The organism is Dolichospermum compactum NIES-806 (genome assembly GCF_002368115.1).
GTDB lineage: Bacteria > Cyanobacteriota > Cyanobacteriia > Cyanobacteriales > Nostocaceae > Dolichospermum > Dolichospermum compactum.
Genome location: NZ_AP018316.1, coordinates 2,149,809 through 2,175,739, shown reverse-complemented (window position 1 = coordinate 2,175,739; position 25,931 = coordinate 2,149,809). Strand labels below are relative to the sequence as shown.

The following is a 25,931-nucleotide window of genomic DNA, read 5'->3' as shown; positions in this document are numbered from 1 at the left end:
AATGACATCAAATTTTAGTTTTTCCAGTTAAAATCACGACTTTAAAATTAAGTAACAAAATCTCCCTTTTGGCGCAAGTGTAAATAGTCGCCAATAGGTGAGTATAAATTATAAAATCTTTGTTACTTACAGCAAATTGTCATCAAACCTGGAACAAGAACCCCACCCCCTACCCCTGACAGGTGTAGGTTTTTTACATTCTGGTGAGGGCAAGACTTGGGCGACAAGGTGGACAAGGTGACAAGGGAGGAAAACCCTACAGGATGATGTTTTTTGGCAACAATAACACACCGTTAAAAGACTATTGTGCGGATAAACTCTTCCTTGTCTACGTTCCCTCCAAGTCTTCCCAGTCTTGCCTTCACAGACAATATTAAAAACCTACCCTTGTGAGCCCCCAACCCCCTCCCTCTTCGGGTTCACCAGTCGCCTACGGTGGGAAACCGTCCTACAGCGCTGGTTCACCGCAAGCGATGAGGGGTCTAGGATGTACCTTATATGATTGGAAATCGCTGTAAATCAAAACAAAAAACTAGAGGGTTTTAATAGTGACACTAACATCATGGTTGAAATATTACCTAAAATATTATCCTGATGGGATACACAAGTCGCTGTAGTAGGAATTGCTCCGTGATTGTCAGTACATTGGTCTACTAGTAGATTCAGGTAGATTAATCCTTTACAAAAGGGTTACTTGGAAGAATATATTTTTTTATACAACCTTGAATCTTTGAGCTACTTACAGCCAGGTGACACATAAAATACTGGCTACACAATACCCACAAAATTAGATAAACAAGATAAACAATCTATGATCATCAATTCTACTCAAGGAGGTGAGATACAAATGGCACCATCAAGATATTCTCGGCTAATTAATTTCCTCCAGGAAGATTTGGCAATTTCCGCTGCTTCCCTGGCTGTAGCATTACGTAATCGTGATCAAGATCCTGGTTCTTTAACCATGACTCTTTGGCAATATGGGTTAATTACTCTAGAACAGTTAGAACAAATTTATGATTGGCTAGAAACAGCGTAGGGAAGAGGCCTGGGGCAGGGAGCAGGGAGTAGGGTCAGAATTTTCCCATTACCTATTACCCGTTACCCACTACCAGCCTAATAACTATTGGGCAAAAACTTTTGCTGCTGCTGCTATACCAGCGCCGGAAGTAAAGTTTTCATGACCAACTTGTGGAAGGACAACTTCTAGGGAAGCGATACAGCTAAGAATGTCTCTATCGCACACAAAACCTAAGTGACCTATGCGGAAAATTTTATTACTCAGATGGTCTTGTCCACCTGCTAAAGCAATATCAAACCGTTTTTTCATTAAAGAACGAATTTTATCGGTTTCGATGCCTGGAGTAGCTACAGCAGTAATGGCAGGACTGGCACATTCATCAGCGGCAAACAGTGATAAATTTAATGCTTTCATGGCTGCACGAGTAGCATTTTTTTGGCGTTCATGACGGGTAAAGATGGATTCCAATCCTTCCTTTTTCATCATTCCCAAGGTGGTATGTAGTGCCACCATTAAGTTAACTGGGGGAGTAAAGGGAGTGGTATTTTTAGCGGTGGCTTTCCGATATTTCCCTAAATCTAAATAATACTTGGGCAATTTTGCGGTTTTGTAGGCTTCCCAGGCTTTAGGACTGACGGAGATAAATCCTAAGCCGGGGGGAATCATATAACCTTTTTGTGAACCAGAAGCGACTACATCTAAACCCCAAGCGTCTACAGGGACGTTGTAAGCCCCTAAACTGGTGACAGCATCAACAATAATTAAAGCCTCTCCATGTTCTTTAACGTGGCGGTTGATGGCTTCTAGATCATTTATGACACCGGTTGAGGTTTCGCTGTGGGTGATAATGACGGCTTTGATTTCTTTGTTGGTATCAGCTTGGAGTTTGGCTGCAAATTGGGCTGGGTCTAAGGGTTGTCCCCATTCTGCGGTGACTGCTTCTACATTTAAGCCAAAGGCTTGACCAACTTCTACCCAACGTTCACCGAATTTACCATTAGAACCGACTAAAATGCGATCGCCTGGAGAAAGAAAATTAATTATTCCCGCTTCTACAGCACCAGTACCACTAACATTTAGCATCAATACATCGCTGGTGGTTTGATGTAGCCATTTGAGGTTTTCTGTCACCTCTCCCATCATGCTACTAAACTCACCGCTGCGGTGGCCAATGGGGTGTTTAGCTAATGCTAGTAAAGCTGCTTCTGGAACTGGGGTAGGACCAGGAATCATCAGCATCAATTTATCGTCCATGTTTGTGTCCTAGTTGAAAATTTCAATACAATACAAATTAACCCCTCTAGGGGATAAAAACACAAAAAAACCTACTCAAATTTTTCGTAGGAATGCCAGTTAAAAACTGTTTAATTAACCCCGCTTTTGCAGGGCTAGATTTTGTCTAAATGGAAATAGACATTTATCATGAGCAATCTACTTTATCACCAAAATGGTTAATAGACCAACGGTGATCAATTACTAAGGAAGAAGATTCAAAAGTTTCTTCTAGGCGTTTTTGTTGGGATGCAGCTTTTCGCAGGGTAATAATTAGTTGATTAACTTGATTGCGTAGGTCTTGGTTTTGACCTAGAGAAGTCATGGTTTGTCTTTCTAAAATTTGAAGTATAAGTTCGTAATGGACAGGAGAAGGTAAGGGAATTGGCTCCATGTAATTTATTATGAAGTTGAAACTTAGGGATGTTTAATTTTTAACTTAGTTAAGGTTTTGTTAAGCCCAAATTAATTCTTACACAAGAAATAAATAATTGCAGTTATTCAGCAGGAGATAGAAAGGAAAAATGCGGATGTAAACCCTTATTTTATATGGCATTTAAGAGGATGTTTGAAAAGTATTAGATGAAACCATAATTTCCAAAAACCCAACCCCCCAGCCCTGACAGGTGTAGGTTTTTTACATTCTGGTGAGGGCAAGACTTGGGCGACAAGGTGGACAAGGTGACAAGGGAGGAAAACCCTACAGGATGATGTTTTTTGGCAACAATAACACACCGTTAAAAGACTATTGTGCGGATAAAATCTTCCTTGTCTACGTTCCCTCCAAGTCTTCCCAGTCTTGCCTTCACAGACAATATTAAAAACCTACCCTTGTGAGCCAGCCCCCCTTCCCTGCGTTAGCGCAGCGTGCCGAAGGCTGGGAAGGGGGGTTTTAAAGCCTCTCCCCGCGTCGGGGAGAGGTTTACCAGAGGGGTTGATTTATACATTAAAAACTTTTCAAACAACCTCTAAGACTGTGATTAAGCAAAGAGATTGGCTATTGCTAATTGAGGATCTGGTTGTTTAACCAAGGATTCACCAATAAGTACAGCGGATGCACCTGCTTTTTTAACTACACTTAAATCCTCTGGGTGATGCAATCCTGATTCGCTAACGACAAGAATGTTTTTTGCTTGTAACTGTTCACCTCTAGCTGTGAGTAATTGACAAGTTGTTTGTAAATCAACAGAAAAATCTTCTAAGTTGCGATTATTAATGCCAATTAAAGAAACACCATCTAAAGCTAAAACTCGATCTAGTTCTTCTAAATTATGCACTTCTATTAAAGTTGCCATTTTCAGGTTATGAGCAATTTTGATAAAGTATTGCAAATCTTGATCACTAAGGATGGCTGCTATTAATAAAACTGCGTCTGCTCCATGAATTCGCGCCCAATACATTTGGTAAGGATAGATAATAAAATCCTTGCACAGCAAAGGTAAATCTACTGCTGCACGGACTAAGGATAGATTTTCAAAACTACCTTGGAAAAATTTAACATCTGTGAGAACAGAAAGACAACTAGCTCCACCTTTTTGATAAGATTGAGCGATCGCTACTGGGTCAAAATCCTCCCTAAATACCCCTTTACTGGGGGAAGCTTTTTTGACTTCAGCAATTAAAGCCGGATGAGTTTTACCTTGACGCAAAGCATTAACAAAATCACGAGTTGGTGGCACTGATAGGGCTTGTGTTTGCAATTCCCGCAAAGGTAGCCTTTCTCGCATTTGCTCAACTTCTGCTTCTTTGAGCCAGACAATTTCTTCTAAAATGTTATTTGGTGCAGCCCCTTCTATAGCAGACCGATATTGAAGTATAGAAATATTAATAACTGGGCTAGGTGAACGACGACGGATTTGCATATTGGTTAGTTGTCAGTTGTTAGTTGTCAGTTGTCAGTTGTTAGTTGTCAGAGTTTTTTCCTGAAATATTGCCAATGGAGTTAAGATAAGCGTTTAACTTGGGAGAAAGTTCATCAATGATTGGTTTGAGCCTATTTACTTCGTCATCTGTTAATAGATTTGGTTTATAAGCTCGTCTTAACCAATGTCTAGTTTCATTTAAAGAACCTCTCTCTATTCTGACGAACCGGCGATTATCCTGAAAGTTATACCTGCCGCAACCTTCTGCAATATTTGCGCCAATACTATCAACAGAATGTACTATTTGCTTACCAATTCTTGCTTTGGGAAATTCCTCCCAATGAAGAACAATTTTCCAAATCTCATCAGCTAGTACAGCTTGGCGGAAATAAACCAACCATTCTAAACCCTCCAAAAGCCTATACAGTCTTCATTTTGACTTTTGACTTTTGACGAACGCCTTGCGGTACTAGTTTCTCTGATAATTGGTAAACTTGCAAATTCTCGAAGTTAAGTAGGTGGGCGTTAAAAATTGTCGTTGGGGCAAGGGAACAGGGAACTCTCAACTGGGAACAGGAAGAGAGTTTTGAGTGATTTTACTTTTCTTCACATACCTTTAAATTTTTCTGTTCACCTACTTAGATTTCGCCATTTATTCAACTGACCACTGACCACTGACCACTGACTACTAACTAACTAATGCCCGTTTATAAGCTTCATCTAAAACTTCTGAAAGCGTTGGATGAGCGTGAACTAGGTAAGCAAGAGTTTGGATAGATTGACGACTGGCAATAGCGGCGGCGGCTTCATGAATTAAATCTGAGGCGTGGGGACCAAAGATATGTACACCTAACACCTCGCCAGTATCTGTACGATAAATTACCTTCGTCATTCCATCAGTATCATTTTCTGCCAAAGCCTTGGAATTACCTTTAAAGTAACTCTTACTGGTGGCGACTTCAAAACCTTCAGTTAAACCCAAAGCATGGGCGGCTGTTTCAGTCAAGCCCACATAGCTAACCTCTGGATGGGTAAAAGCGGCGGCGGGAATGCTGCGGTAGTCAACAGTTTTGTGACGACCCATCATATTTTCTACAGCAATAATACCTTGAGCCGATGCCGCATGAGCCAACATCATTTTGCCGATAGCATCACCAATAGCCCAGAGATGGGGAACAACTTCCCCGTCCGATAATACCGCCATATTATCATTTACAGGAATAAAATTACGGCGATCAAGAGCGACTCCCACAGAATCTAACCCAAGATTTTGCGTAGCTGGAACGCGACCGGTCGCGACCAAACAAGCATCAACTTCCAGAACTTCTAAATCTTCTTTAGTTTGAAAGTCAGCCAACTCAATGATTACTGGTGAACCAGGAATAATTTTTTTAGCGTAGATACCGACTTTGGTTTCAATATCACGGGGGTTAATTAAGACCCGTTCTGCCAGTTTAGCAATGTCCCGATCAAATCCTGGCATTAACTCACTCAGGGCTTCAATTAAGGTGATTTCACAACCTAAAGCCGAGTAAACATCAGAAAATTCTAAGCCAATGTAACCGCTACCAATAATTGCCACCCACTTGGGTAGAGTTTCTAATTTAACACCTTGGTCACTGGTAAATACGGTTTTGCCGTCTACTTCAATTCCGGGGGGAACGAAGGGAACAGAACCAGGAGAAAGGATAATGTCTTGGGCGGTGATGGTTTTCTCACCTTTGTCGGTGGTGATGGTAACTTTTTGTGTACCAGACACCTTACCCCAACCCCGAATAATTTCAACTCCCAAGCGCTTGAGACTGTTCGTTAAGTCCCCTTGAATTTTGGCAACGAGATTGTTAGCATGATCAGCGATCGCTTGCCGTTCAAACTCCACATTACCAATCTGTATTCCCAAAGACTTGAGATGATGGGCATTACGTAATTCCCTCACCTTTCCTGAAGCCGCTAATAATGCCTTAGAAGGAATACAACCCCTGTTTACACAAGTTCCTCCCATATCTCCAGCTTCAATAATCGCCGTTTTTAGACCGCAACTGATAGCGTGTAAAGCAGCGCCATGACCGCCTACACCAGCGCCGATAATCACCAAATCGTAATCAAATCCAGGACTCACTTTTATTTCCCCGTTATCTTCGCCTATTATCAACTTAACTTTTTTGTGTAACTTTCTCAAATTAACAAAAAATAACGGAGAAGCTCTTGTGTCTCCCCGTTATTTTTTGTTAGTCTGTAATCAGGTTAGAAATTAGTTAATTGCTGCTCTCAATTCTTTTAGTGCGTTACCAGTTTCCAGAAAATCTTGGTTTTGTGAAAGTGCTTGCAGAGTTACGGGACTGCTTTCATCAATAATCTGGTTATAGGCATTAATGGCATCATTCAAGTCGTTTATATCTACCTCTACACTTGGTAAAGTATTATCACTTACCTGGGTAATGATTGGGCTAAATTTTAAAGCCTTAGTGCTGGCCACTAAATATCTTTTTGGTAACTCAAGTGAACTTTGTGTAGTAGAAGTAGAGGCGCCGATTTTGATTACTCTAATTAAGGTGAATATAAATCGGTTTGCTAATGCTGGACTAACACCGGCCTGACTTAATATCTGCGTAAATCTATTCGATTCACCCCGTCTGATAGCTTCCGGTTGCCTGAAAGCTACAAGAACTTTACTATTTTCCTTGGTGAATATATTGATGGCAACACGATTGAGTTTGTCTTGACGCTCTGCTGTAATTCTAAGTGAATTTCCTCGTGATGTGCGGACAATGGTAACAGGACTGCCACTTTGACCTCCGGCATTCCCCACACTAGGACTCGTATTACCATTGGAGCCAGTAGTGCCACCACCACTCATACCCCCGCCGGTCCCCACACTAGGACTCGTATTATCATCGGGATGGGAATTAGTATTACCATTGGAGCCAGTAGTGCCACCACCACTCATGCTCCCGCCAGTCCCCACACTAGGACTCGTATTATCATCGGGATGGGAATTAGTATTACCACTGGAGCCAGTAGTGCCACCACCACTCATGCCCCCGCCAGTCCCCACACTAGGACTCGTATTAATTGGTCCAATGTTTCCACCACCACTCATACCACCTGCTGTACCCAGACTAGGCGAAGTTTGGGATTGGCTTGGTTGCTGCCAATTGATTGCCAGTAGGGGAGTGAGAGTGAGAGCCAGAATAAAAGTTCTGATTTTTAACATGGTGATTTTATCAAGATTGAAGTGTTTATTTAGGGTTGGCTGAATAAAGATAGAAACAAGAACAGATAAAGCATTCAGACTTTTTCAACCAAATCTATTTGGGTAAGAAATTGAAACCATAGCCTATGCTGAGAACAAATACTGTACCGCCAAGGCTAGTATCTGTGAGATCCGCACCTACGGCATTAATTGTCAAGGGGATAGTAGATATAGGGACAAAAGAAGCTCCAACGTTGAAACCAACTCCACTCCAGCCCATACCCACACCGATTTGGGGATGAACTTGTACCCCAACTCCAGCAAATACACCCGTACTTGCATCACCTGTGCGGAAATCGCCACCGCCGGCTCCTACGGAAAAGGAGATGGGCATTTTATTAACAGTATCGTTAGGCTTTACCAGGGAGTAACTTGTAACTACACCATAGGCACTGGAAGGTCTAACTGATTCCCCTTTAACGTGCTGTGCAAAAGACTTCCAGCCAGCCGCCGCAGCTATTTGAGTATTGCCTTGAGCATAGACAATGCGGTTAGCTTTGAGGTCAAAAGTTCCGTTGTAGCCAAAATTTTTGATGCTACCAATGTTGTAGCCAAGTTCTAGACCAACTAGTCTCCGGGCATCTCCTAAACCAAAACCCATACTGATACTCCCGTCTGGTTGCGTTCTAGCTTTACCAGTGGTTGCTGCGGATGCTCCGAAAAACACATCACCCCAGGTAGCTCCAAAGGCGCTTGGTGTAGCAAAGGTCAATGAAGGGGAGTAAGTGTAGGTGCGCTTGGCTGGAATTAATTTAATAAGAGGGTCAATTTTTAGATCTTGGCGTAATTTGTTAGGATCAACTTGACTGTTATTAGTAGGAACTAAAGCGTCTTCTTGAGCAATAATTTGTAACTGTTTTGACTCAACAAAAAATTTCACATTACGACCTGATTCTACCTTATTCGCTAACACCTCTTTCAGATCCGGCAAGTTAGTCTCTAGGGCGGGTTGATTAATGATTGCCTTTTCGCTTTCATAGTTCATATTAGCTATTGTATCTGCTGAAAAAACAGGATTAACTGACAAAGCTGTAGTTAACCAAATATAACCTGAGAGAGTTGTGCCTATGAAGCATACCCAATTCGGGCGTAACAACATATATAGAAAACTTGCTTTTTTCACAGTACTACTCCTCACAACGGTCATATGCGCCCGAATGTATATTAGAGTAATTCCAGAAAAAGGGTCATCTACAGGATGAATTATGCTATTTTTGTGAATTTATTGTGAAGTTATGAGGACACATTGTGAAGTTATCAGTAAAATCCCAAAAATCCTTCAAGATTAGTCTTTCTAAATCAAACTCACCTGGACTTTAGACCTTGAATTGACAACTCCTGACAGCAGTTCCCTGTTTAATTGATAATTACCTAATTTTTAATTTGGATATTCAAAAAACACCATTTGCGGGATTAATAAATCATGTTCTATTTTCCCGATTCCTAAGAAATGGGTTTCTGTTTCATAAACTCGCACAAAGTTGTCAATAGCCAGATTGAGGGGAATTTTTTGACCTTGACACCATTTTTTAGCTGATTCTGGGGCTAAATTTACGGCTTTGAGATGTTCTAATGGTGTGTCTGCGGATATGGGTTGAAATGTGCTGTTTTCGATTTGGGTGGCTAAGTCGGTGAAGGTGAGACTGGTTGGAAGTTGGAAACTGCTGCTTTGTGTGCGAATGAGGGCGGATAGAGTCCCACCTATGTTGAGTATTGTACCTAAATCACGAGCGATCGCCCGAATATATGTTCCCGTCCCACAAGATATGGCTATATCTAATTCGGGAAAATCTCCGTCTCGCCAGTCTAATACCTGAATTTGGGAAACTTCAACTGTCCGCACCGGAACTTCAACTTTTTCCCCTTTCCGTGCTAAATCATAGAGACGTTTACCATCAACTTGAATGGCGCTGTAACTGGGGGGAATTTGCTCAATTTTACCGATAAACTGGGAAAGGGACGTTTTGATATGTTCTAAATCTAATCCTGGACAGGGTGTAGAGGTAATAATTTCCCCTTCTAAATCATCTGTAGTAGTTTGTATTCCTAGCCGAACAGTGGCTTGATAAGCCTTTTCTCCCGGTAAATATTGTAATAATCTGGTAGCTTTACCCAAGGCTATCGGTAATACTCCAGTAGCTTTAGGATCTAAAGTTCCTGCGTGTCCGACTCGTTTCATGTTCAGTAGTTTGCGGACTTTGGCTACGCAGTCATGAGAAGTCCAGTCAAGTGGTTTGTTTAAATTGAGAAAGCCTTGCACAAGTTTAGATTTTAGGGTTGAGATTTTTGTATTTTCACACAAATTGGATATCCCCGACTTCTTAAAGAAGTCGGGGATCTAAATTAAATGTAATAGAGAAATACCAATACCTAGCAGCCAAAATCCAAAATTGACGATAGGATGAGAGAGTCTTTTTTTCACAGGTTGGCTGTCTTGAAGATTACCTAAAACTGGTGCTAATTTAAGATGATCAAGGGACTGGACAAGATTTAAACCAAGAGACTGACTAGAAATACTTTGAGCGTAAGCGGCGTTAAGATAAGATAGATATTCCGGTTTTCCGGCTATATAAGTTTGGAAGAAAGGTAAACTTAACGCATTCATGTAATTATGGGCTTGGGAAGCATCACCTACCATATCTGTTGGTAATGCCATTTGGGTACTGCCAGGATTGCTGTTACCAATGATAGAAAAATGAGTACCACCAAGTAGCATGACTAAATATTTTTCGGGATGAATAATCCAAGAAAAAGGGACAATTTGCTCATATAAAGTTGGGGCAACTGTGTCTTCGCTGCTACCAACAATCATGACTGGGGTATGAATTTGGCTTAACCCGGCTTGTCCGAAAATAGAACTGGTGATCGGATTAACAGCGATCGCCGCCTTGATTCTGGTATCTTGTAAATTGTACTCCTGTCCTGACTGGTTGGGCAATTCCAAAGCCCGACATTGCAACAGTAAAGACATATTCCAAGTATTTCGCAATTTGTCAGGATGACAGTCTGCTTGTAGTTGGGAAAAGTTAATTTTTGCCCCCGCTAAAGCTAAGGCAGTATAACCTCCTAAAGACTGACCAAATACTCCCACTTGTTGTAAGTTCAGCCGCTGCTGAAATCGTGAATCTGACTCTAATTGATCTAAAATATATTTGATATCTAAAGGTCTATCTTTAAATTCATTATCGTGTGTAACTTGATTACTATTACCATTTATTAAAAATTTTAGTCGTTTAGCACCACTACCAGGATGATTGGGAATTACTACAGCAAACCCATGTTTAACTAAATTATTTGCTAAATAACGAAAGTTACTACTGTCCAAACCTAAACCATGAGAAATCACAATTACAGGTACAGGATTTTGGCTATTAGGGATATATAGGTCTGTGGTTAAATGCCGATTACGGACTACATCAAAGAACTTAATTGTTTGTTTCTGGGATGATAAAATTACTGGATTTGACAATTTTGGTAATTGAGAAAAATTAGTATAAGAAATTTGATCAGCCTCCAATTTCGATGCTTGGATTAATGCGGAAATAGTTGTTTCTGTGTCGTTGATGATTTTCTCTAACTCACCAGCAACTTTTAGGCTGGAAGCCACATCAATCTTAATATTATCTTGAGGATATTTGCGTAATAAATTTAATAAATTTAACCCTTCCGGTTCAGCAGCAGCAGCAATTAAAGCTGTACGTAATGACCAAGAAGTAAATTTTGAATAATCAGATTTAGGTTTAATTAACCCTGCTAATCTTTGTAAGATAAATTTCCCTTGTTGGGTGTCAAGAAATTGGGCAGTTACAGCCGGACTGATTTTCAGTGGTTGAACTAAAATTTTCCTTAATTCTTGCAGTTTGTTTGTAGGAATATATTGATAATAGCCTGCTAAATCTGCATTAATTATCCCATATTTTGCATAGCTTTCTAAGGCACTAATAGGGATAGAAATTTTTAGTGCTGAATAGGAAGCATGAATTTGTTCTGCCGCCATAACCGGGTTACTTATCCCCAATGTTGGCAGCAATATAGACAAAATCAGTGTTAGAGAATTTTTTTTGAGGGCGCTGCCCCAATTACCAAACATATTCATCGCTTAACTTTTGTGGTGATGTTGTTGAGCGAGGCTCAAATTTTGGTAGTGATTCAAACACCCTGTTAAACTATTCTGAATAGTGCCTATTACAAACTACGCAAACAAAATTTCGGACTGTTTGCGATTAGTTTGCTTTTAATTACTAAGACTTCTTTTAAGATCATAATAAATACATTAATTATCTACATCAGTATTTATTATGTATTTTTCCTGATTAATAAAATCTAAATAATGCTAATAAATCCCATTAATTAGGTTTGCTGAAAAAGTCTTTTGGTTAGGGCTAGGAGTCAGGAGTCAGAAGGAGGAATTAGAAGAAGAGAAGAATAGTCTTGAATCTGGTAAAGTGATAGAGTTTTGCTAATTTCAACGCTTATTCCTTGCACCTAATTCACCTTTTTTACCTTCAAACTCTCGATATATCTAAGTTTTAGCTTTATTAAGCAAACCCTAACTAGATTTACCTAATGCAATAGATATAGAACCAATGACGACTAAAAATGCACCAGTAACACCTACTAAAGAAATATTTTCTGGAGAGATAATATTAGGAGCAATTACTGACATCAGCCAACTGGAAATTAAAGTAATAATCGGAGCTAAAGCTAATACAGCACCCACTCTTGATGCTTGCCAATGTACCAAAGATTCCGCAAAAGCACCATAGGCAATGAAGGTATTTAAAGCGCAAAATAGCAAAATTGAAAAATAGAAAATATCAAGAGTAAAAATTGTATTGATTTTTGCTAATGGCGTGAATAATAAAGCACAGCCACCATAAATAATCAACATGATTTTTGCTGAAGATAACGATTGCAATAACTGTTTTTGTGATAAGGCATAGATAGCCCATGCTATTGCCCCGAACACAATCAAGCCGCTACCTAGTAAATATTCACCTTTGGCTGTGATGAGATTAGCTAATTGGGCATGAAAAAATAGTGCAAAACCGAGAGTTAGTACAGCTACACCTAGCCATTGAGACAATGTATAACGTTCGTGAAAAATGACTAATCCACCAAAACTTAATAACACACTAGATAATTGAATTATCACTTCAGCATTAGCTGGGGCGGTCAATGCTAAACCTTGCATAAACAGAAAATAGTTAGCAGCCAAAAATATAGTAGCAACTACTAATAATTGCCAAGAAGTAGCACGTAATTGCTCTAAGGTTGGTAATTGTTGCTGAAACAACAAATAAATTGCCAGTAAGAGGAAGGAAGTTAAAAACCGAAACCAAATAACGGTGTAGACATCTAGCTCTTGTAGCGTTACCGTCAAAGCTAAAGGTAAAACTCCCCATAAAAAGACAGTTACCAGTGATAAACTTAGACCCAAACGCCAACGACCAGAACTTTGATGCATGATTAATAATTACTAAAGGAGACAAATCATTTTTACATAATAATCAAGTACCGGGGATATTAATTACTTCTGGCTATGCGCTATGAGTCCGGGTAATATTAATTTTAGATATATAGGGGTTGCTGATAGCGTAGCGTGGCGTTAGCCATAAAAGTCTTTTCGTAAGGGCTAGGAGTCAGGAGTCAGGAGTCAGGAGGAAGAATTAGAAGGAGTCAGGAGGAAGAATTAGGATGGTCTCGAATCTGGGAAAGTGATAGCGTAAGTGCTGACTTGTCAGTTCGCTAAATGAATAGTTTCAAAGCTTATTCCTTGCACATTATTCACGTTTTATCCCTCTTAATTCATTGATGTATCAAGGTTTTCGGTTTATTAAGCAAGCCCTATATATAAAAATCATAAATAATTTCACAGAAAACATAAAACAGAAAAAACTCATGTTTAAAAACATGAGATTGAAAATTTTGATACGGTTTTTTTCGGGCTAGGCATCTTTTAAAAACATCTTTTTCTTAACTGAGCTTTAAACTGGTGAAAATGAGTGTTTCTTATCTGTTCCCTGTTCCCTGTTCCCTGTTCCCTTTTTTATGTAATCCTTCTCTGTGTTGATTAGCTGGGATCTTAAAAACGCCAATTCGGGTTATCATATACCTAACTGATTACCCAAAGAGATAAATATGAAGTAGACTAGATCCAAAAATGCTACTTAGTCCCCAAAGGCAAACTGAGTATCAAGGTGCATAAATTTACAATCTGGGTCGAAGGTGAAAAGGAGTAGCTATGTCAGAAACTAGTGACAAACTCATACCCATATCACAAAGGCAACCTGTACAGCGTCGCCGGCGTAAACGTCCTGTCTCGAAGACAGGACAGAAAAAAGTTATTAATCAACAGCCAGTTTCTAGTCCAAAAGAAACTGCAACATTAGCTCGTCTAAATAATCATAGCAGTCCTGTTCCTATCTCACCTGGGGGGCGAAGACCAGCATCACGGAAGATGATGCCTACAGGTGTTAAACCAGTACCTACAGTCAAGCAAAATACTCAAATTTCTTCACCAGCAAATGTGAGGTTAAAGACGGTACGCATGGAGAAGCCGAGAATTGAGAGAAGAGGGTCACACAAGACTCGGTTAAAACCTATGGCTAGAACTATGTTATATGCCTTGCGGTTGTTGATTGTGGGTGTGGGGGTAGGTGCGATTGTGGGTACGTTGTTGTCAGTTTTAGACCCTGCTAATCGCTTGGGTTCAGTGGCGTTAGTATCTCAAACTACTACTTCTCAAAAAACATCTCAAACTCCTGATACAAGTTTATATCTGTCCCAAGAAATTACTCCTTTAAAAAATTCTTTACAAATTCTCGCTACAGCTAATGCTGATTTGATGCCAGGGGTGTTTTTATTAGATTTAGATAATGGTAATTATGTAGATATTAATACTAATACAAGTTTTGCTGCGGCAAGCACGATTAAAATTCCGATTTTGATTGCTTTTTTCCAGGATGTAGATGCTGGTAAAATCCGCCTGGATGAAATGTTAACTATGCAAAAAGAGATGATTGTCGGGGGTTCGGGAAATATGCAATATCAAACCCCAGGCAGCAAATACACTGCTCTTGATGTGGCGACGAAGATGATTACAATTAGCGACAATACGGCTACGAATATGCTGGTTGCTAAATTAGGGGGACAGGAGGCTTTAAATGGACGTTTTCGCAGTTGGGGACTGACAACGACGATGATTCGTAATCCTCTCCCGGATTTAGAGGGGACTAATACTACTAGTCCCAGGGAATTGGGGAATTTGATCTCGATGGTTAATCAAGGTAATGTGGTGAGTATGCGATCGCGTGATTTAATGCTTAATATTATGAGTCGCACTGAACGAGATAATCTTTTACCTGCTGGCTTAGGAAAAGGCGCAAATGCTTACCACAAAACAGGTGATATTGGCACAATGTTAGCAGATGCGGGTCTGATTGATGTCCCTACAGGTAAACGTTATATTGCCGCTATTATGGTGAAACGTCCCAATAATGATCCTCGCGCAGCAAAATTAATTAGTTCTATTTCTAGTGCTGCTTACGAACACTTTAGCCAAGCTACAGTAACACCTAACAATCCAACAAATAACCAACCAGTTACTCAACCCATAACTCAACCAATTTCTAATTATCAACCACCCGTTCAACCCTTTATTCAGCAACCAGTTCAACAACCGATAATGAATCCTACTATGCCTAATGGGATGGTTAATAATATGCCTGTAGGCAGTTATCCGCAGCCTATAATGACTCCGCAATATTATCCACCACAATAAATAATTTAAAGTTCAAACTGGTTGCAGAAAATGTGGCTTTGTTGTTAGAACAGCGTTAAGGCTATCTATCAAATGGAGAATACATCATGAATATTCAACTTAAACCTGAAACAGAGGAATTAGTACAAGCTTATATTGACACGGGGCGATTTGAAAATATAGAAGATGCAGTAAATGAGGCTTTTAGTTTGCTGCTGGACAGAGAAAGAAGACTAGAGGAACTGAACAGATTAAGAATGGACAAGTAACAGATGGTGAGGTAGTTTTTGCTAGACTACAAGCAAAAATTGGCGTTGCGTAATTGAATTATGAATTAGCCTCACGCAAAGGCGCAAAGACGCAAAGGAAGAAGGAACAGAAATCAGAGTTTTAACATTTTTGATATCGCATTCCTGGGAGTTGCGTAACTAAACCCATGAGTTCTAATTGTAATAAGGAACTGGAAACTAAAGCCGCATTCATCCCTGTTTTTTGAATTATAAAATCAAACGATAAAACATCAATAGCCAAAATATCTATTACCTGTTGTAATTCTGGTGCTAAGTCAGGTAAAGGAGGAGATTTAATTATGGGAATTTCTATATCTATTTGGGGAATTGCACCCAACATGGTTAATAATTCACTAAGTTCTTGATTAATTAAACCTGCACCTTGACTAATTAATTTTAAACAACCTTGTGATGGTTGATCATCAATTCTTCCTGGTAATGCGTAAACATCTCGACAAAACTCATTAGCATAAGTAGCTGTGATTAAAGCGCCAGATTTTATTGGTGCTTCTATGACTAATACTGCGCGACTTAAACCGGCGATGATGCGATTTCGCCGGGGAAAATGGGTGCGGTTGGGTGTGGTTTTGGCAGGATATTCACTAATTACTATGCCAGATGTCAATATCTGTTTATATAAATCTCGATTTTTATAAGGATAAATAACATCTACTCCTGTTCCGACAACTGCTATTGTTCTTCCTCCTGCTTTCATTGCTGCTGCGTGACTTTCGGTGTCTATTCCTTCGGCCATACCGGAAACAACGGTAAAACCATTTTTGGCTAATGCGGTACTAATTTGTCGAGTCCATTTAATTCCATATTCTGTGGGTTGACGAGTTCCGACAATTCCTACTAAGGGTTTTTGTCCTGAATTTTCCTGTAAATCAACTTCTCCCCGATAGTACAATAATGGAGGTGGACTGGGAATTTCTCGCAGTAGTTGGGGATATTCTGGGTCTGCTGGTGTCCAAAAATGGGGGTTTGCTTGTTGGTGTTGAGTGAGGAGTTGTTCGGGGTTTAAACGGGATTTTTGTTGAACAACTTTTTCTAATGTTTGAAATCCGAAACCTTCAACTTTTCGTAATTCTCCAGGACTGGATTTCCAAGCAGTTTCTAAGTTACCAAAGTGCTGTTGTAATCTTTGCAGTAATATCGGTCCAATACCAGAAATTTGTGACCAAGCTAACCAATATTTACGTTCTTCTGTAGTTGACATTGTATGGTATGAGGAGGAGTCAGGAGTCAGGAATAAGAAAGGAGAAGGAAGAATTAGGTAAATTTTCTATCTCATTCAAGTGGATGTGAGTATATCAAATTTTTGCTAAATGTTGATTTTTCAAATAATCAAATACGGATTTATCACCAATGTCAGGAGGAATAGGTTGGATAACTTTTCTTACGGCAAAGATTAAAAAGAAAATTGCCCAAGTTGCTAATAAAATTTGTTCTGCTTGAGTTGATAAAATTCCGGTTAAATGTCCTAATAATAGTAAGGGAACAAGGGGGGTTAAGATTTTAGTTTCTAAACGATGGAAACAAAAACCTTCCTTGAAATAAATTCCTGTCAAAGCTGCAAAGGTAAAACCAATTCCTAATATGGTGAGGGGTTGATTATAAATAGTAATTGCAAAAGCTTGACTATCACCATGTCCAAAAATAAAGGCAGAAATGCTACCAATTATCCAAAAAAGTTGGAGAATTCGGTGCAAAAATGCCATATAAATATGAATAGTTAATAAACTGACTCCAAGTGCGAGACTAAAACAGGTGTAGAGAGGGGTCAGGAAGGCGATAGCGAAGCTCGCCGCAGGCATCGCAGCGGGTTGGGGATAAAATAAGACTAAACCGCTACCAATGGCAAAACACAGGGCTGCTATCGTTAATCCTGTGCGATAAGTTATCACACTTTGGCGATCGCTCTGAGTAATTGTAAACTCCCCAAATTGACCTTGATATACTGCCTGCGATGATATTGTTTGTGTAGTCATATTCCCAATAATAGTATAGGTTTAGGTTTTAGATCCCCGACTTCTTTAAGAAGTCGGGGATCTGATTTGATTGATTTGATTGATTAATGTCTCTTTCCAGCGCCTAAATACAATTCTCCGACTTTAGGGTTATTTAATAATTCTCTACCGGGTCCTGAGATAGCATCTCTGCCTGATTCTAACACACAACCACGATCTGCCATTTCTAAGGCTTTTCTGGCATTTTGTTCGACTAAAACTATCGCAGTCCCCGATTCTTTAATTTGTTTAATTTGTTCAAATACTTGAGTTACCAAAATGGGAGATAATGCGGCGGAAGGTTCATCTAATAGGAGTAAACTGGGTTCTAACATTAATGCTTTCCCCATTGCTAACATTTGTCTTTCTCCACCGGAAAGAGTTCCTGCACGTTGACGACGGCGATCGCTCAATCGGGGAAACATGGTGTATATTTTATCTTTAAGAGGTTTCAAGGGAACATCTCTCACAAAAGCCCCCATTTCTAAGTTTTCATCTATGGTTAAAGAGGGGAAAACGTTGGCAATTTGGGGAACATAGGACATCCCTTTGGCGACAATTTGATTTGATTTTAAACCAATCAAATTCTGATCTTTAAAGGTAATAGTTCCGGTATGGGGTGTCAGCAGTCCAAAAATAGTTTTTACTAAAGTAGATTTACCTGCACCGTTTGGACCAATTACTGTAACTAACTCCCCTGGTGCAATGTGAAAGTTGACACCTTGCAAAATATCTACATCTTTAATATATCCAGCGTGGACATTTTCTACTTTTAATAAATAGTTATTAGTCATTTGTTCGTTGTCAGTTGTTCCTTGTCAGTTGTCGGTTGTCAGTTGTCGGTTGTCAGTTGTTTTTCGTTTACCACTGACTACTGACCACTGACCAATGACTATGCTGTGATTTTCTGCAATTCTGGTCTTTCCTCTGCCAAAATTGCATTTTCTACGGGGCAAACTTGCAAACAAATGCCACAATCAATACAAGTGGCAAAGTCAATCCAGTACCAATCTGTACCTTTGACGTTTTTCCCTGGGCCTGGATGAATGCAAGCTACAGGACAAGCAGTTTCGCAGTCAGCAACACCTTCACAAACGTCTGTAACTATGGTATGTGGCATTTTTCCGATTCCCTCTCTTTTGGATTTTAGATTTTAGATTTTGGATTTTGGATTGATTTTGGGAAAGTTTACCAATATTCCTATTTTTAAGATCCTGGTTCAATGGTAGGTGAACCATCGGCTTTAATCCAGGCTATTTGGGTAATGTAGCGATCGCTTGCATATTGACGAATCGCTTCTGTATCCCTACCTCCCAGGTCTATTTCTACTCTCACTAAATCAGTGGAATTACGTAATTTATCGGCATAGGCAAAAGCCGCAGCTTCAGCACCGGGGGTTTCTGGGACTACTAACCAATTACTAGCGGGAATATCCTGGGGTAATTGCTGATTTAATAGAAGAATCTGGTATAAATCATCAATATTCAATTCAAAACCAATACCGGGAATATTTTCCTTTTGGGGATGGTATAAACCTAATAATTGGTCATAACGCCCACCACTTCCTAAAATCTGTGCTTGGGAATTTGTCTCACTCACTACTTCAAAAACCAAACCTGTGTAGTAATCAATGGTTTGAATGAGGCTCAAATCAAGGATTAAAGGGAATTTACCATCTAATAATTCTACTAAGGATTTGAGGTTATTTATTGCCTCATGCTGGTCTGGTTCTAGATGTAAACTACTAACTTTTTGTAAAACATCTCTACTATCGCCCCGCAAATCCAACATAATTTTAGCGCGTTGGCGGAGTTCTTCCTCCAGAGGCAAAGTATCAATACCTATACTATCCAAATTAGCGATCGCATTGCGGACCTGATTTCTAATTTCCGGGGGAAAAGCATTGAGAAGGGAGCGAGTAATTCCCGCTTCCCCCATAATTAACCGCCAATCTTTTAAATCCAATGCTGTTAAACAATCTGCTACCAGCAGCAACACTTCTGCATTGGCTAATAATCCCCCTGCACCCAGTAACTCTACCCCAGCTTGATAATACTCCTGCTGACGATTATGGCGGCCTTCCCAATTGCGGCGGAAAACATTAGCATTGTAATATAGTCGCTGGGGATAGGTCGCATCTGCCATGCGAGTTACCACTGTGCGAGCGATAGAGGCAGTTAATTCTGGACGTAACCCCAATTCTTCATTTTGACCATTTTGGAGTTGAATCACCATCTGACGCACAATAGCTTCACCAGCCATCAGAGTATCCATTCGTTCCAAAGTTGAGGTGATAATCCTGTGATATCCCCACCGTTGAAACACCTGTTCTAATCTATCTTCAATCCAGCGTTTTTGCGCCACATCTAAAGGTAATAGATCCCTTGCTCCCGCTGCTGGTTGATACACCATTATTTTTTCTTCCCACCAAACAAACCGCCAAACAAACCACTTTTTCCAGACTTATCTGGTTGCTTCTCTTCAGTTTGAGAAGCGGAAGTCCCTTGAGAACGACTGGTTGTAATTCCTAAAGCTTCATCTACCTTGGGTTTCCATTCCAAAGCGATTTTTTCATTAGGATTTAACTTCAGGGCATTATCAAAGTGAACTTTTGCCATTTTCAGTTGATTTTGCCGTAAATATACCATTGCCATCAAACTATGGCAATGACTATTTCGCGGTTCTAACTTTAAGGCATCTTGTAATTCTACTTTGGCTGGGGACAATTGGTTTTTTTCTAATAAAACTTGAGCGCGACGCAGGTATTGTTCTACGATTGACTCTTCTTCGGGTGGTGAGGTTAGAGTTGGTGGTAAATTTGGGGCAGAACCTTGAGGTTGACTAGGCGCCGACTTATTCATTGACTGTCCAGCCACCCGCATCAGATAAACTAGATTTAGCTCACTAATTTCCGCCATGATGTTGAGTGATTGTGGCAAATCACTAAATTGAGTTGGGGCAATTTTAGCGATCGCCTGCTTATTGGCTACGAAATCATGTGTGTTCGGCTTCAAAAGTTATGCTCTGAGACTGATATGCAGGTGGCTCAACATGAATTAAAATCCTCACAGGATGAAAACGTTGTTCTAGTTGTCTTTCGACTTCTTCCGTGATGTTGTGAGCGGTTTCTACATCTGGTGCATCTACGATTAGGTGCATTTCTATAAACACCTGACGACCAATGACACCACGAGAGGCGATATCATGACAGTTAAGGACACCAGGTACGGAAACTGCGATCGCATGAATTGTTTCGGGAGCGATCGCCATTTGATCCACAAGCCAAGGTAAATTTTCTTTTAAAACTGACCAACCACTGCAAAATACCAGTAAAGCCACCGGGAAAGCTAGTAATACATCTAACCATTGATAACCCAGCCACACACCAATCAAACCACCAATAACCGAAATTGTCACCCAGATATCACTCATCGTATGGGTAGCATCAGCAATTAAAATCGAACTACCTACCCTTCTCCCCACATTTCGTTCATAAAAAGCGACAAAAATATTTACTCCCAACACAATCAGTAATAACCACAACTCTGGAGGTGATATTCTCACAGGTTCACCACCTTTAAGAATCCTTTCTACCGCACCTTGGACAATTTCAAAACAGGCTATTCCTAAAAACGCAGCAATACCCAAAGCCCCCACAGCTTCAAATTTATTATGTCCATAAGGATGCTCCCGATCTGGTAATGGTGAAGAAAACTTAATAGCAACTAATCCTAAAACATTATTGGCACTATCGGTAACACTATGTAAAGCATCAGCCAGCAAACTTAAAGAACCTGTCCAATAACCCACAAGGGCTTTTAACCCCATCACGAATATGTTAAGTAGCAGGGTGATAATTAAAACTTTTCTAACTTCAGTGCGGTTATCGTAAGTCATATATTTATAATTGTGATTTGTGAAAAAAAGAATAGAGAATTTGTTTTCTTTAACTCTTACCTTAGAACAATAGGTATTTATTTCTCAGAATAAATATATAGGAAATATGTCAAAAATTGCTAATTAAGAATTTATCTCTTTATGACTGAATCTCATTGGTGCTAAGAAAATTGTAGGTTGGGTAGAAGGAAGTGAAACCCAACATTTCCGCAAATTTATTGGGTTGCGTTCCTTAACCCAACCTATGGAAAAATAATTGAGATTTTATTGATATTAATTATAATTAAAATCCGCAAGTTCAGCTTTAGGAATCTTTGCAAAAGTTAGAAATATTCTAGAGAACATCTTCCGGTAAGATGGATAATTACGAATTATTGTTAATAAGTAGCTTATGTCTTCTGTACCTCTCACACTGAATCTAGTAGAAGGTTCTGTTTCCGTCAGTTTTTCACCCCAAGCAGCGCAAGAATTAAAAGCAGCAATAGATGAATTAATGAAAAGTCTCAAAGTTGTTGCTAACAAAACTCCAGGAACAGGTAAAGTCAGTCCCCAACCCTCGTTAGAGTATCGTTACACTGGGGATGTATTCATAGAAATATTCTGTAATCCTAATATCTGGCCTACTCCCTTTGCGGCTAAAGTTTTGTTAACAATTCGCAATCTAGGGATTCGGTTAACGACAGAAGCGGAACTTACCCGTGTTATTGAGGATCTTAATCAGTATTTAGATCAGTTTTAAGTTAACGTCTAAACTATGATTTTTGTGATTTTGATGATTTTTATAATGAATCCCTCATCTTCATCAAAATAATTCTAAAAATCATAGTTTGGACGTTTTTCTCATCTTCATCAAAATAATCCTAAAAATCATAGTTTGGACGTTTTAACATAAATATGTCAACAAAATTTTTCACTAATAGCGAAGAAAACACCCTAATTAAAAAGTTTGAAGGGGTGTTTACATATAACCCTCATATTCAATATTTTGATGCTTTAGTAGGCTATTTTAGAGCATCTGGTTATTTTAGAATCAGACCATTTTTAGATAGAGTTCCTAATATTAGAATATTAGTGGGAATTAATGTTGATAAAATACTAGCAGATGCTCAAAAATCTGGACTGGAATTTTTCAAACATGACGAAAAAACAAGAGAAGATTTTATCAAAGAAACTCAAAAAGATATTGAAAATGCTAATTATGATCAAAAGACTGAAACAGGGATTCTCCAATTCATTGATGACATAATTCAAGGCAAAATTCAAGTTAAAGCACATCCAGAAAAAAAGATTCACGCTAAAGTTTATATTTTACGTCCTGAACCATTTAATCAACATACACCAGCTACAGCAATAACTGGTTCTTCTAATCTAACAGATGCAGGGTTAGGTGGGGGGAATTTTTATAATTATGAATTTAATGTCCAATTAACGGAATATGATGATGTCCAATTTGCCACAGTAGAATTTGAAAAACTTTGGGCTGAATCTGTGTATATATTACCATTTGATATCAAGAACATTACTAAAAAAACTTATTTAAATACAGAAACAACTCCCTTTGAATTATATATAAAGTTACTGAGTGAATATTTTAGCGATAATATTAATTATGATGCTGATTCCATTGGTGATTTACCCGAAAACTTTAAAAAACTTTCTTATCAAGTTGATGCTGTAAATGAAGGTTTTAATATGTTGATAAAACACAATGGCTTTATCTTAGCTGACGTTGTGGGATTAGGTAAAACCGTCATTGCAGCAATGGTAGCTAAAAGGTTTTTAATGGAAAATGGCAGAAACAATACCAAAATCTTAGTTGTTTATCCTCCAGCAGTGGAAAAAAACTGGAAAAACACTTTCAAATATTTTAATATTGACAAATATACTAAGTTTATAACTAATGGTAGTCTTGATAAAATATTAGCAGAACATCAAGATTATTGGACAAAAGAAGAATATGATTTAGTCATAGTTGATGAAGCCCATAAATTTCGTAATCATAAAACTGGGGCTTTTCAAAACTTGCAATTAATTTGTAAAAGTCCTAGAGTCAATCAGGGTTTAATTGCAGGTAATCAAAAGAAGGTAATTTTAGTATCTGCAACCCCTTTAAATAATCGTCCAGATGATATTTTTTATCAAATCCAAATGTTTCAAGATGCGAGACAGTCAACTTTACCAATTACAAATTTAACTGCTTTTTTTAATCCTTTAATGGAACAGTATAAAAGTTTAAAACGATTTGAAGAATTAGATGTTAATAAACTGAGAAGAATTTACGGAGAAATTAGAACCAAGGTAATTGAACCAATTACCATTAGAAGAACTAGAACAGATTTAGAAAATATTATTGAATATAAATTAGATTTAGCAGCACAAGGAATTATATTTCCTCAAGTAGAACCACCTCAAAAAGTGGAATATCTCATGGATGAAAAATTAAATGAGTTATTTCATAAAACTGTGATTTGTCTAACGGGTAAAGAACAACTTACATATAGTCGTTATCAAGCTATAGCAGGGTTAAATCCAGAAATTCAAAGTAAGTATTATGAAAATGCGGAAACGGTTTCTAAATCCTTAGCATTTATCATGAAAACCCAATTAGTGAAAAGATTAGAAAGTAGTTTTTATGCTTTTAAAAAATCATTAACTAATTTTCAACAAGCTACAGATAGAATGATTACTATGTTTGCTAATGATAAGATATTTATAGCCCCTGATACCAATATTAATAAGTTATTAGATAAAGGTTGGAGTGAGGAAGAAATAGAGAAAGAAATTGAGAGACTCAGCGAAGAAAATCCTAAAAATAAAACTTTTAAAAGCACGGATTTCAAACCTGATTTTATTGAGAGTTTAGAGAAAGATTCTCAAATTTTACAAGAATTGGTGAAAGATTGGAACGCAATAGAAAATGATCCAAAATTAGATGTATTTATTAACAAATTAAATAACCTATTTTTTGATAAAAAAACCAATTTAGAAGGTAAATTAGTTATATTTTCGGAATCAAAAGATACTGTGAATTATTTATCACAGGCTTTAAACGATAAATTTAGAAAAGATGTATTGGTAGTTTCTAGTGAAAATAGAAAACAACTATATGATACCATTGTTACTAATTTCGATGCTAATTGTGCGGTAGATAAACAAGTGAATGATTATAGTATTATTATTACCACAGAAGTTTTAGCCGAAGGTGTAAATTTACATCGTTCTAATGTGATTATTCACTATGATACACCTTGGAACTCAACTAAATTAATGCAAAGAATTGGTAGAGTTAATCGGATTGGTACAAAAGCAAATGCAATTTATAACTATGTTTTTTATCCCTCAGCACAAGGGGATTCACAAATTCAGTTAAACAAAACTGCTTTTATGAAAATCCAGGCTTTTCATACTGCTTTTGGGGAGGATAATCAAGTATTTTCTACTGATGAAATTTTAGATGAAGTTAAACTTTTTAGCGGAAATTATCAGGAAGAACAAGACGAAAGATTAAAATTTCTGTACTTTTTACGCAACTTTAGAAAAAAACATAAAGCTTGGTTTGATAAAATCAAAAAAATGCCCTTAAAATCCAGAGTTGGAAGAAGTTCCACCAGAATTAAAAAACCTGATTTGCAAAATGGCACAGTTGCATTTTTAAAGACGGATAAAAAGTTTGAATTTTATTGGATAGATAGTAATAACCAACCCAAAGAAATTACACCTTTAGCAGCATTTAAAATATTTGAAGCTGAGGAAAATGAAAAAAATTGTGAATTGATTGCTAATCATCATGATCATGTGAATCAAGCTATTGAACATTTTCAAAATCTTGAACATAAGTTGGTACAATCACAAATAGATCCAGAAGCATTAGGAGGGGTAGCGCAAAATGCTAAAAAGTTCCTGTCTCAAATTATTAATCATCCTAAATTAACTGCAAACCAAAGGGAAAATATTAAAAAAATCATCACTTTGATTGATATAGGAAAATACGCTAATTTACCTGCTGATGTTGACAAGTTGCAAAAGAAAAAGTTAAAATTAGATGTGGCTATTTTAGAACTTAATAAGATTACTCAAAAATATAGTGTAGATTCAGCCAATTTCCCAAAAGGAGAAAAAAGAAAGGTTGAGAAACCAGTATTAATTATTTCTGAATCTTTTATGTAAGAACCTTACCCCTTTCCTAATATGGTAACAATACAACTAAGACAATTAACTGTACCACCAGGACATAGAATTATATTACACAATATTTCTTGGCAGGAATTTGAAGAAATATTAACAGAGTTAGGAGAAAATCGTGCTAGTAGATTAGCTTATTATCAGGGGAATTTAGAAATTAAAATGCCGTTACCTAAGCATGAAGTAGCGAAAGTTATTATTGGGGATCTAGTTAAAATAATTCTAGAGGAATTAGAAATTGATTGTGAATGTTTTGCTTCAACCACTTTTAAACGTCAAGATATGGATAGTGGAATAGAACCAGATGATTCATTTTATATTCAAAATCATCTACAGATGATTGGTAAGGAAAAGATTGATTTAAATATTGATCCTCCTCCTGA

Annotated in this window: 22 protein-coding genes and 1 pseudogene; 6 read left to right on the top strand and 17 right to left on the bottom strand. The window is 38.2% G+C overall.

What is annotated here, in order from left to right:
* Positions 1-811: 811 nt before the first annotated feature.
* Positions 812-1,039 (top strand): DUF2949 domain-containing protein, encoded by a 228-nt coding sequence (locus tag CA730_RS10420; RefSeq protein WP_096667039.1) that lies wholly within the window; start codon positions 812-814, stop codon positions 1,037-1,039.
* Positions 1,040-1,123: 84 nt separating this feature from the next.
* Here CA730_RS10420 and CA730_RS10415 read toward each other — a convergent pair whose 3' ends face one another.
* The 10 genes from CA730_RS10415 to CA730_RS10370 form a co-directional block, all read right to left on the bottom strand.
* Complete coding sequence (locus CA730_RS10415) at positions 1,124-2,275, bottom strand: pyridoxal-phosphate-dependent aminotransferase family protein (protein WP_096667037.1); 1,152 nt, start codon at positions 2,273-2,275, stop codon at positions 1,124-1,126.
* Between the two features lie 166 nt (positions 2,276-2,441).
* Positions 2,442-2,687 (bottom strand): DUF5340 domain-containing protein, encoded by a 246-nt coding sequence (locus CA730_RS10410; RefSeq protein WP_096667035.1) that lies wholly within the window; start codon positions 2,685-2,687, stop codon positions 2,442-2,444.
* A 586-nt stretch (positions 2,688-3,273) separates the two neighbouring features.
* Positions 3,274-4,155: an indole-3-glycerol phosphate synthase TrpC gene (gene trpC, locus CA730_RS10405; RefSeq protein ID WP_096667033.1), complete on the bottom strand. Its 882-nt coding sequence runs from the start codon at positions 4,153-4,155 to the stop codon at positions 3,274-3,276.
* A gap of 40 nt (positions 4,156-4,195) precedes the next feature.
* Complete coding sequence (locus CA730_RS10400) at positions 4,196-4,570, bottom strand: four helix bundle protein (RefSeq protein WP_096667032.1); 375 nt, start codon at positions 4,568-4,570, stop codon at positions 4,196-4,198.
* A gap of 273 nt (positions 4,571-4,843) precedes the next feature.
* A complete protein-coding gene (gene lpdA, locus CA730_RS10395) occupies positions 4,844-6,274 on the bottom strand; it encodes a dihydrolipoyl dehydrogenase (protein WP_096667029.1) in 1,431 nt (476 codons plus the stop codon).
* A gap of 132 nt (positions 6,275-6,406) precedes the next feature.
* Positions 6,407-7,369, bottom strand: a complete 963-nt coding sequence (locus tag CA730_RS10390) for a hypothetical protein (RefSeq protein WP_096667027.1) — start codon at positions 7,367-7,369, stop codon at positions 6,407-6,409.
* Positions 7,370-7,463: 94 nt separating this feature from the next.
* Positions 7,464-8,531 carry a hypothetical protein gene (locus tag CA730_RS10385; RefSeq protein WP_096671436.1) on the bottom strand — a complete coding sequence of 356 codons (1,068 nt, stop codon included), beginning with the start codon at positions 8,529-8,531 and terminating at the stop codon, positions 7,464-7,466.
* 255 nt (positions 8,532-8,786) lie between these two features.
* Entirely contained in the window at positions 8,787-9,668 is an 882-nt protein-coding gene (gene truB, locus CA730_RS10380; protein ID WP_096667025.1) for a tRNA pseudouridine(55) synthase TruB, read from the bottom strand.
* A gap of 78 nt (positions 9,669-9,746) precedes the next feature.
* On the bottom strand, positions 9,747-11,504 hold the full coding sequence (locus tag CA730_RS10375; protein ID WP_096667023.1) for an alpha/beta hydrolase: 1,758 nt from the start codon (positions 11,502-11,504) through the stop codon (positions 9,747-9,749).
* 453 nt (positions 11,505-11,957) lie between these two features.
* Positions 11,958-12,875 carry a DMT family transporter gene (locus CA730_RS10370; RefSeq protein WP_096667021.1) on the bottom strand — a complete coding sequence of 306 codons (918 nt, stop codon included), beginning with the start codon at positions 12,873-12,875 and terminating at the stop codon, positions 11,958-11,960.
* Positions 12,876-13,652: 777 nt separating this feature from the next.
* On the opposite strand from CA730_RS10370, the gene CA730_RS10365 reads away from it, so the two are divergent.
* Both CA730_RS10365 and CA730_RS10360 read left to right on the top strand, forming a co-directional pair.
* The gene (locus CA730_RS10365; protein ID WP_096667019.1) at positions 13,653-15,191 is read left to right on the top strand and encodes a serine hydrolase; all 1,539 of its coding nucleotides are present in this window, start codon (positions 13,653-13,655) and stop codon (positions 15,189-15,191) included.
* Between the two features lie 86 nt (positions 15,192-15,277).
* Positions 15,278-15,439, top strand: coding sequence for a ribbon-helix-helix domain-containing protein (locus CA730_RS10360; protein ID WP_231940078.1), 162 nt, complete (start codon positions 15,278-15,280; stop codon positions 15,437-15,439).
* Positions 15,440-15,560: 121 nt separating this feature from the next.
* Here CA730_RS10360 and dprA read toward each other — a convergent pair whose 3' ends face one another.
* The 7 genes and pseudogenes from dprA to CA730_RS10325 form a co-directional block, all read right to left on the bottom strand.
* Positions 15,561-16,679: a DNA-processing protein DprA gene (gene dprA, locus CA730_RS10355; RefSeq protein ID WP_096667017.1), complete on the bottom strand. Its 1,119-nt coding sequence runs from the start codon at positions 16,677-16,679 to the stop codon at positions 15,561-15,563.
* Between the two features lie 94 nt (positions 16,680-16,773).
* Complete coding sequence (locus CA730_RS10350) at positions 16,774-17,451, bottom strand: DUF2301 domain-containing membrane protein (RefSeq protein ID WP_096667014.1); 678 nt, start codon at positions 17,449-17,451, stop codon at positions 16,774-16,776.
* Between the two features lie 83 nt (positions 17,452-17,534).
* Positions 17,535-18,263 (bottom strand): ABC transporter ATP-binding protein, encoded by a 729-nt coding sequence (locus CA730_RS10345; protein ID WP_096667012.1) that lies wholly within the window; start codon positions 18,261-18,263, stop codon positions 17,535-17,537.
* A gap of 98 nt (positions 18,264-18,361) precedes the next feature.
* Positions 18,362-18,589, bottom strand: coding sequence for an indolepyruvate ferredoxin oxidoreductase subunit alpha (locus CA730_RS10340; RefSeq protein WP_096667010.1), 228 nt, complete (start codon positions 18,587-18,589; stop codon positions 18,362-18,364).
* 86 nt (positions 18,590-18,675) lie between these two features.
* Positions 18,676-19,881, bottom strand: a complete 1,206-nt coding sequence (locus CA730_RS10335) for an ATP phosphoribosyltransferase regulatory subunit (protein WP_096667008.1) — start codon at positions 19,879-19,881, stop codon at positions 18,676-18,678.
* Positions 19,881-20,450: pseudogene (locus CA730_RS10330) on the bottom strand (tetratricopeptide repeat protein); the annotation flags it as partial. The gene CA730_RS10335 and the pseudogene CA730_RS10330, both read right to left, overlap by 1 nt.
* A 13-nt stretch (positions 20,451-20,463) precedes the next feature.
* Complete coding sequence (locus tag CA730_RS10325; protein WP_096667006.1) at positions 20,464-21,366, bottom strand: cation diffusion facilitator family transporter; 903 nt, start codon at positions 21,364-21,366, stop codon at positions 20,464-20,466.
* 391 nt (positions 21,367-21,757) lie between these two features.
* Between CA730_RS10325 and CA730_RS10320 the strand changes: the two genes are divergently transcribed.
* The 3 genes from CA730_RS10320 to CA730_RS10310 all read left to right on the top strand — a co-directional run.
* Positions 21,758-22,105, top strand: a complete 348-nt coding sequence (locus tag CA730_RS10320; protein ID WP_096667004.1) for a hypothetical protein — start codon at positions 21,758-21,760, stop codon at positions 22,103-22,105.
* Between the two features lie 155 nt (positions 22,106-22,260).
* Entirely contained in the window at positions 22,261-25,533 is a 3,273-nt protein-coding gene (locus CA730_RS10315; RefSeq protein ID WP_096667002.1) for a helicase-related protein, read from the top strand.
* A 21-nt stretch (positions 25,534-25,554) separates the two neighbouring features.
* On the top strand, positions 25,555-25,931 hold a 377-nt coding region (locus CA730_RS10310; RefSeq protein WP_172891171.1), incomplete at its 3' end, for a Uma2 family endonuclease.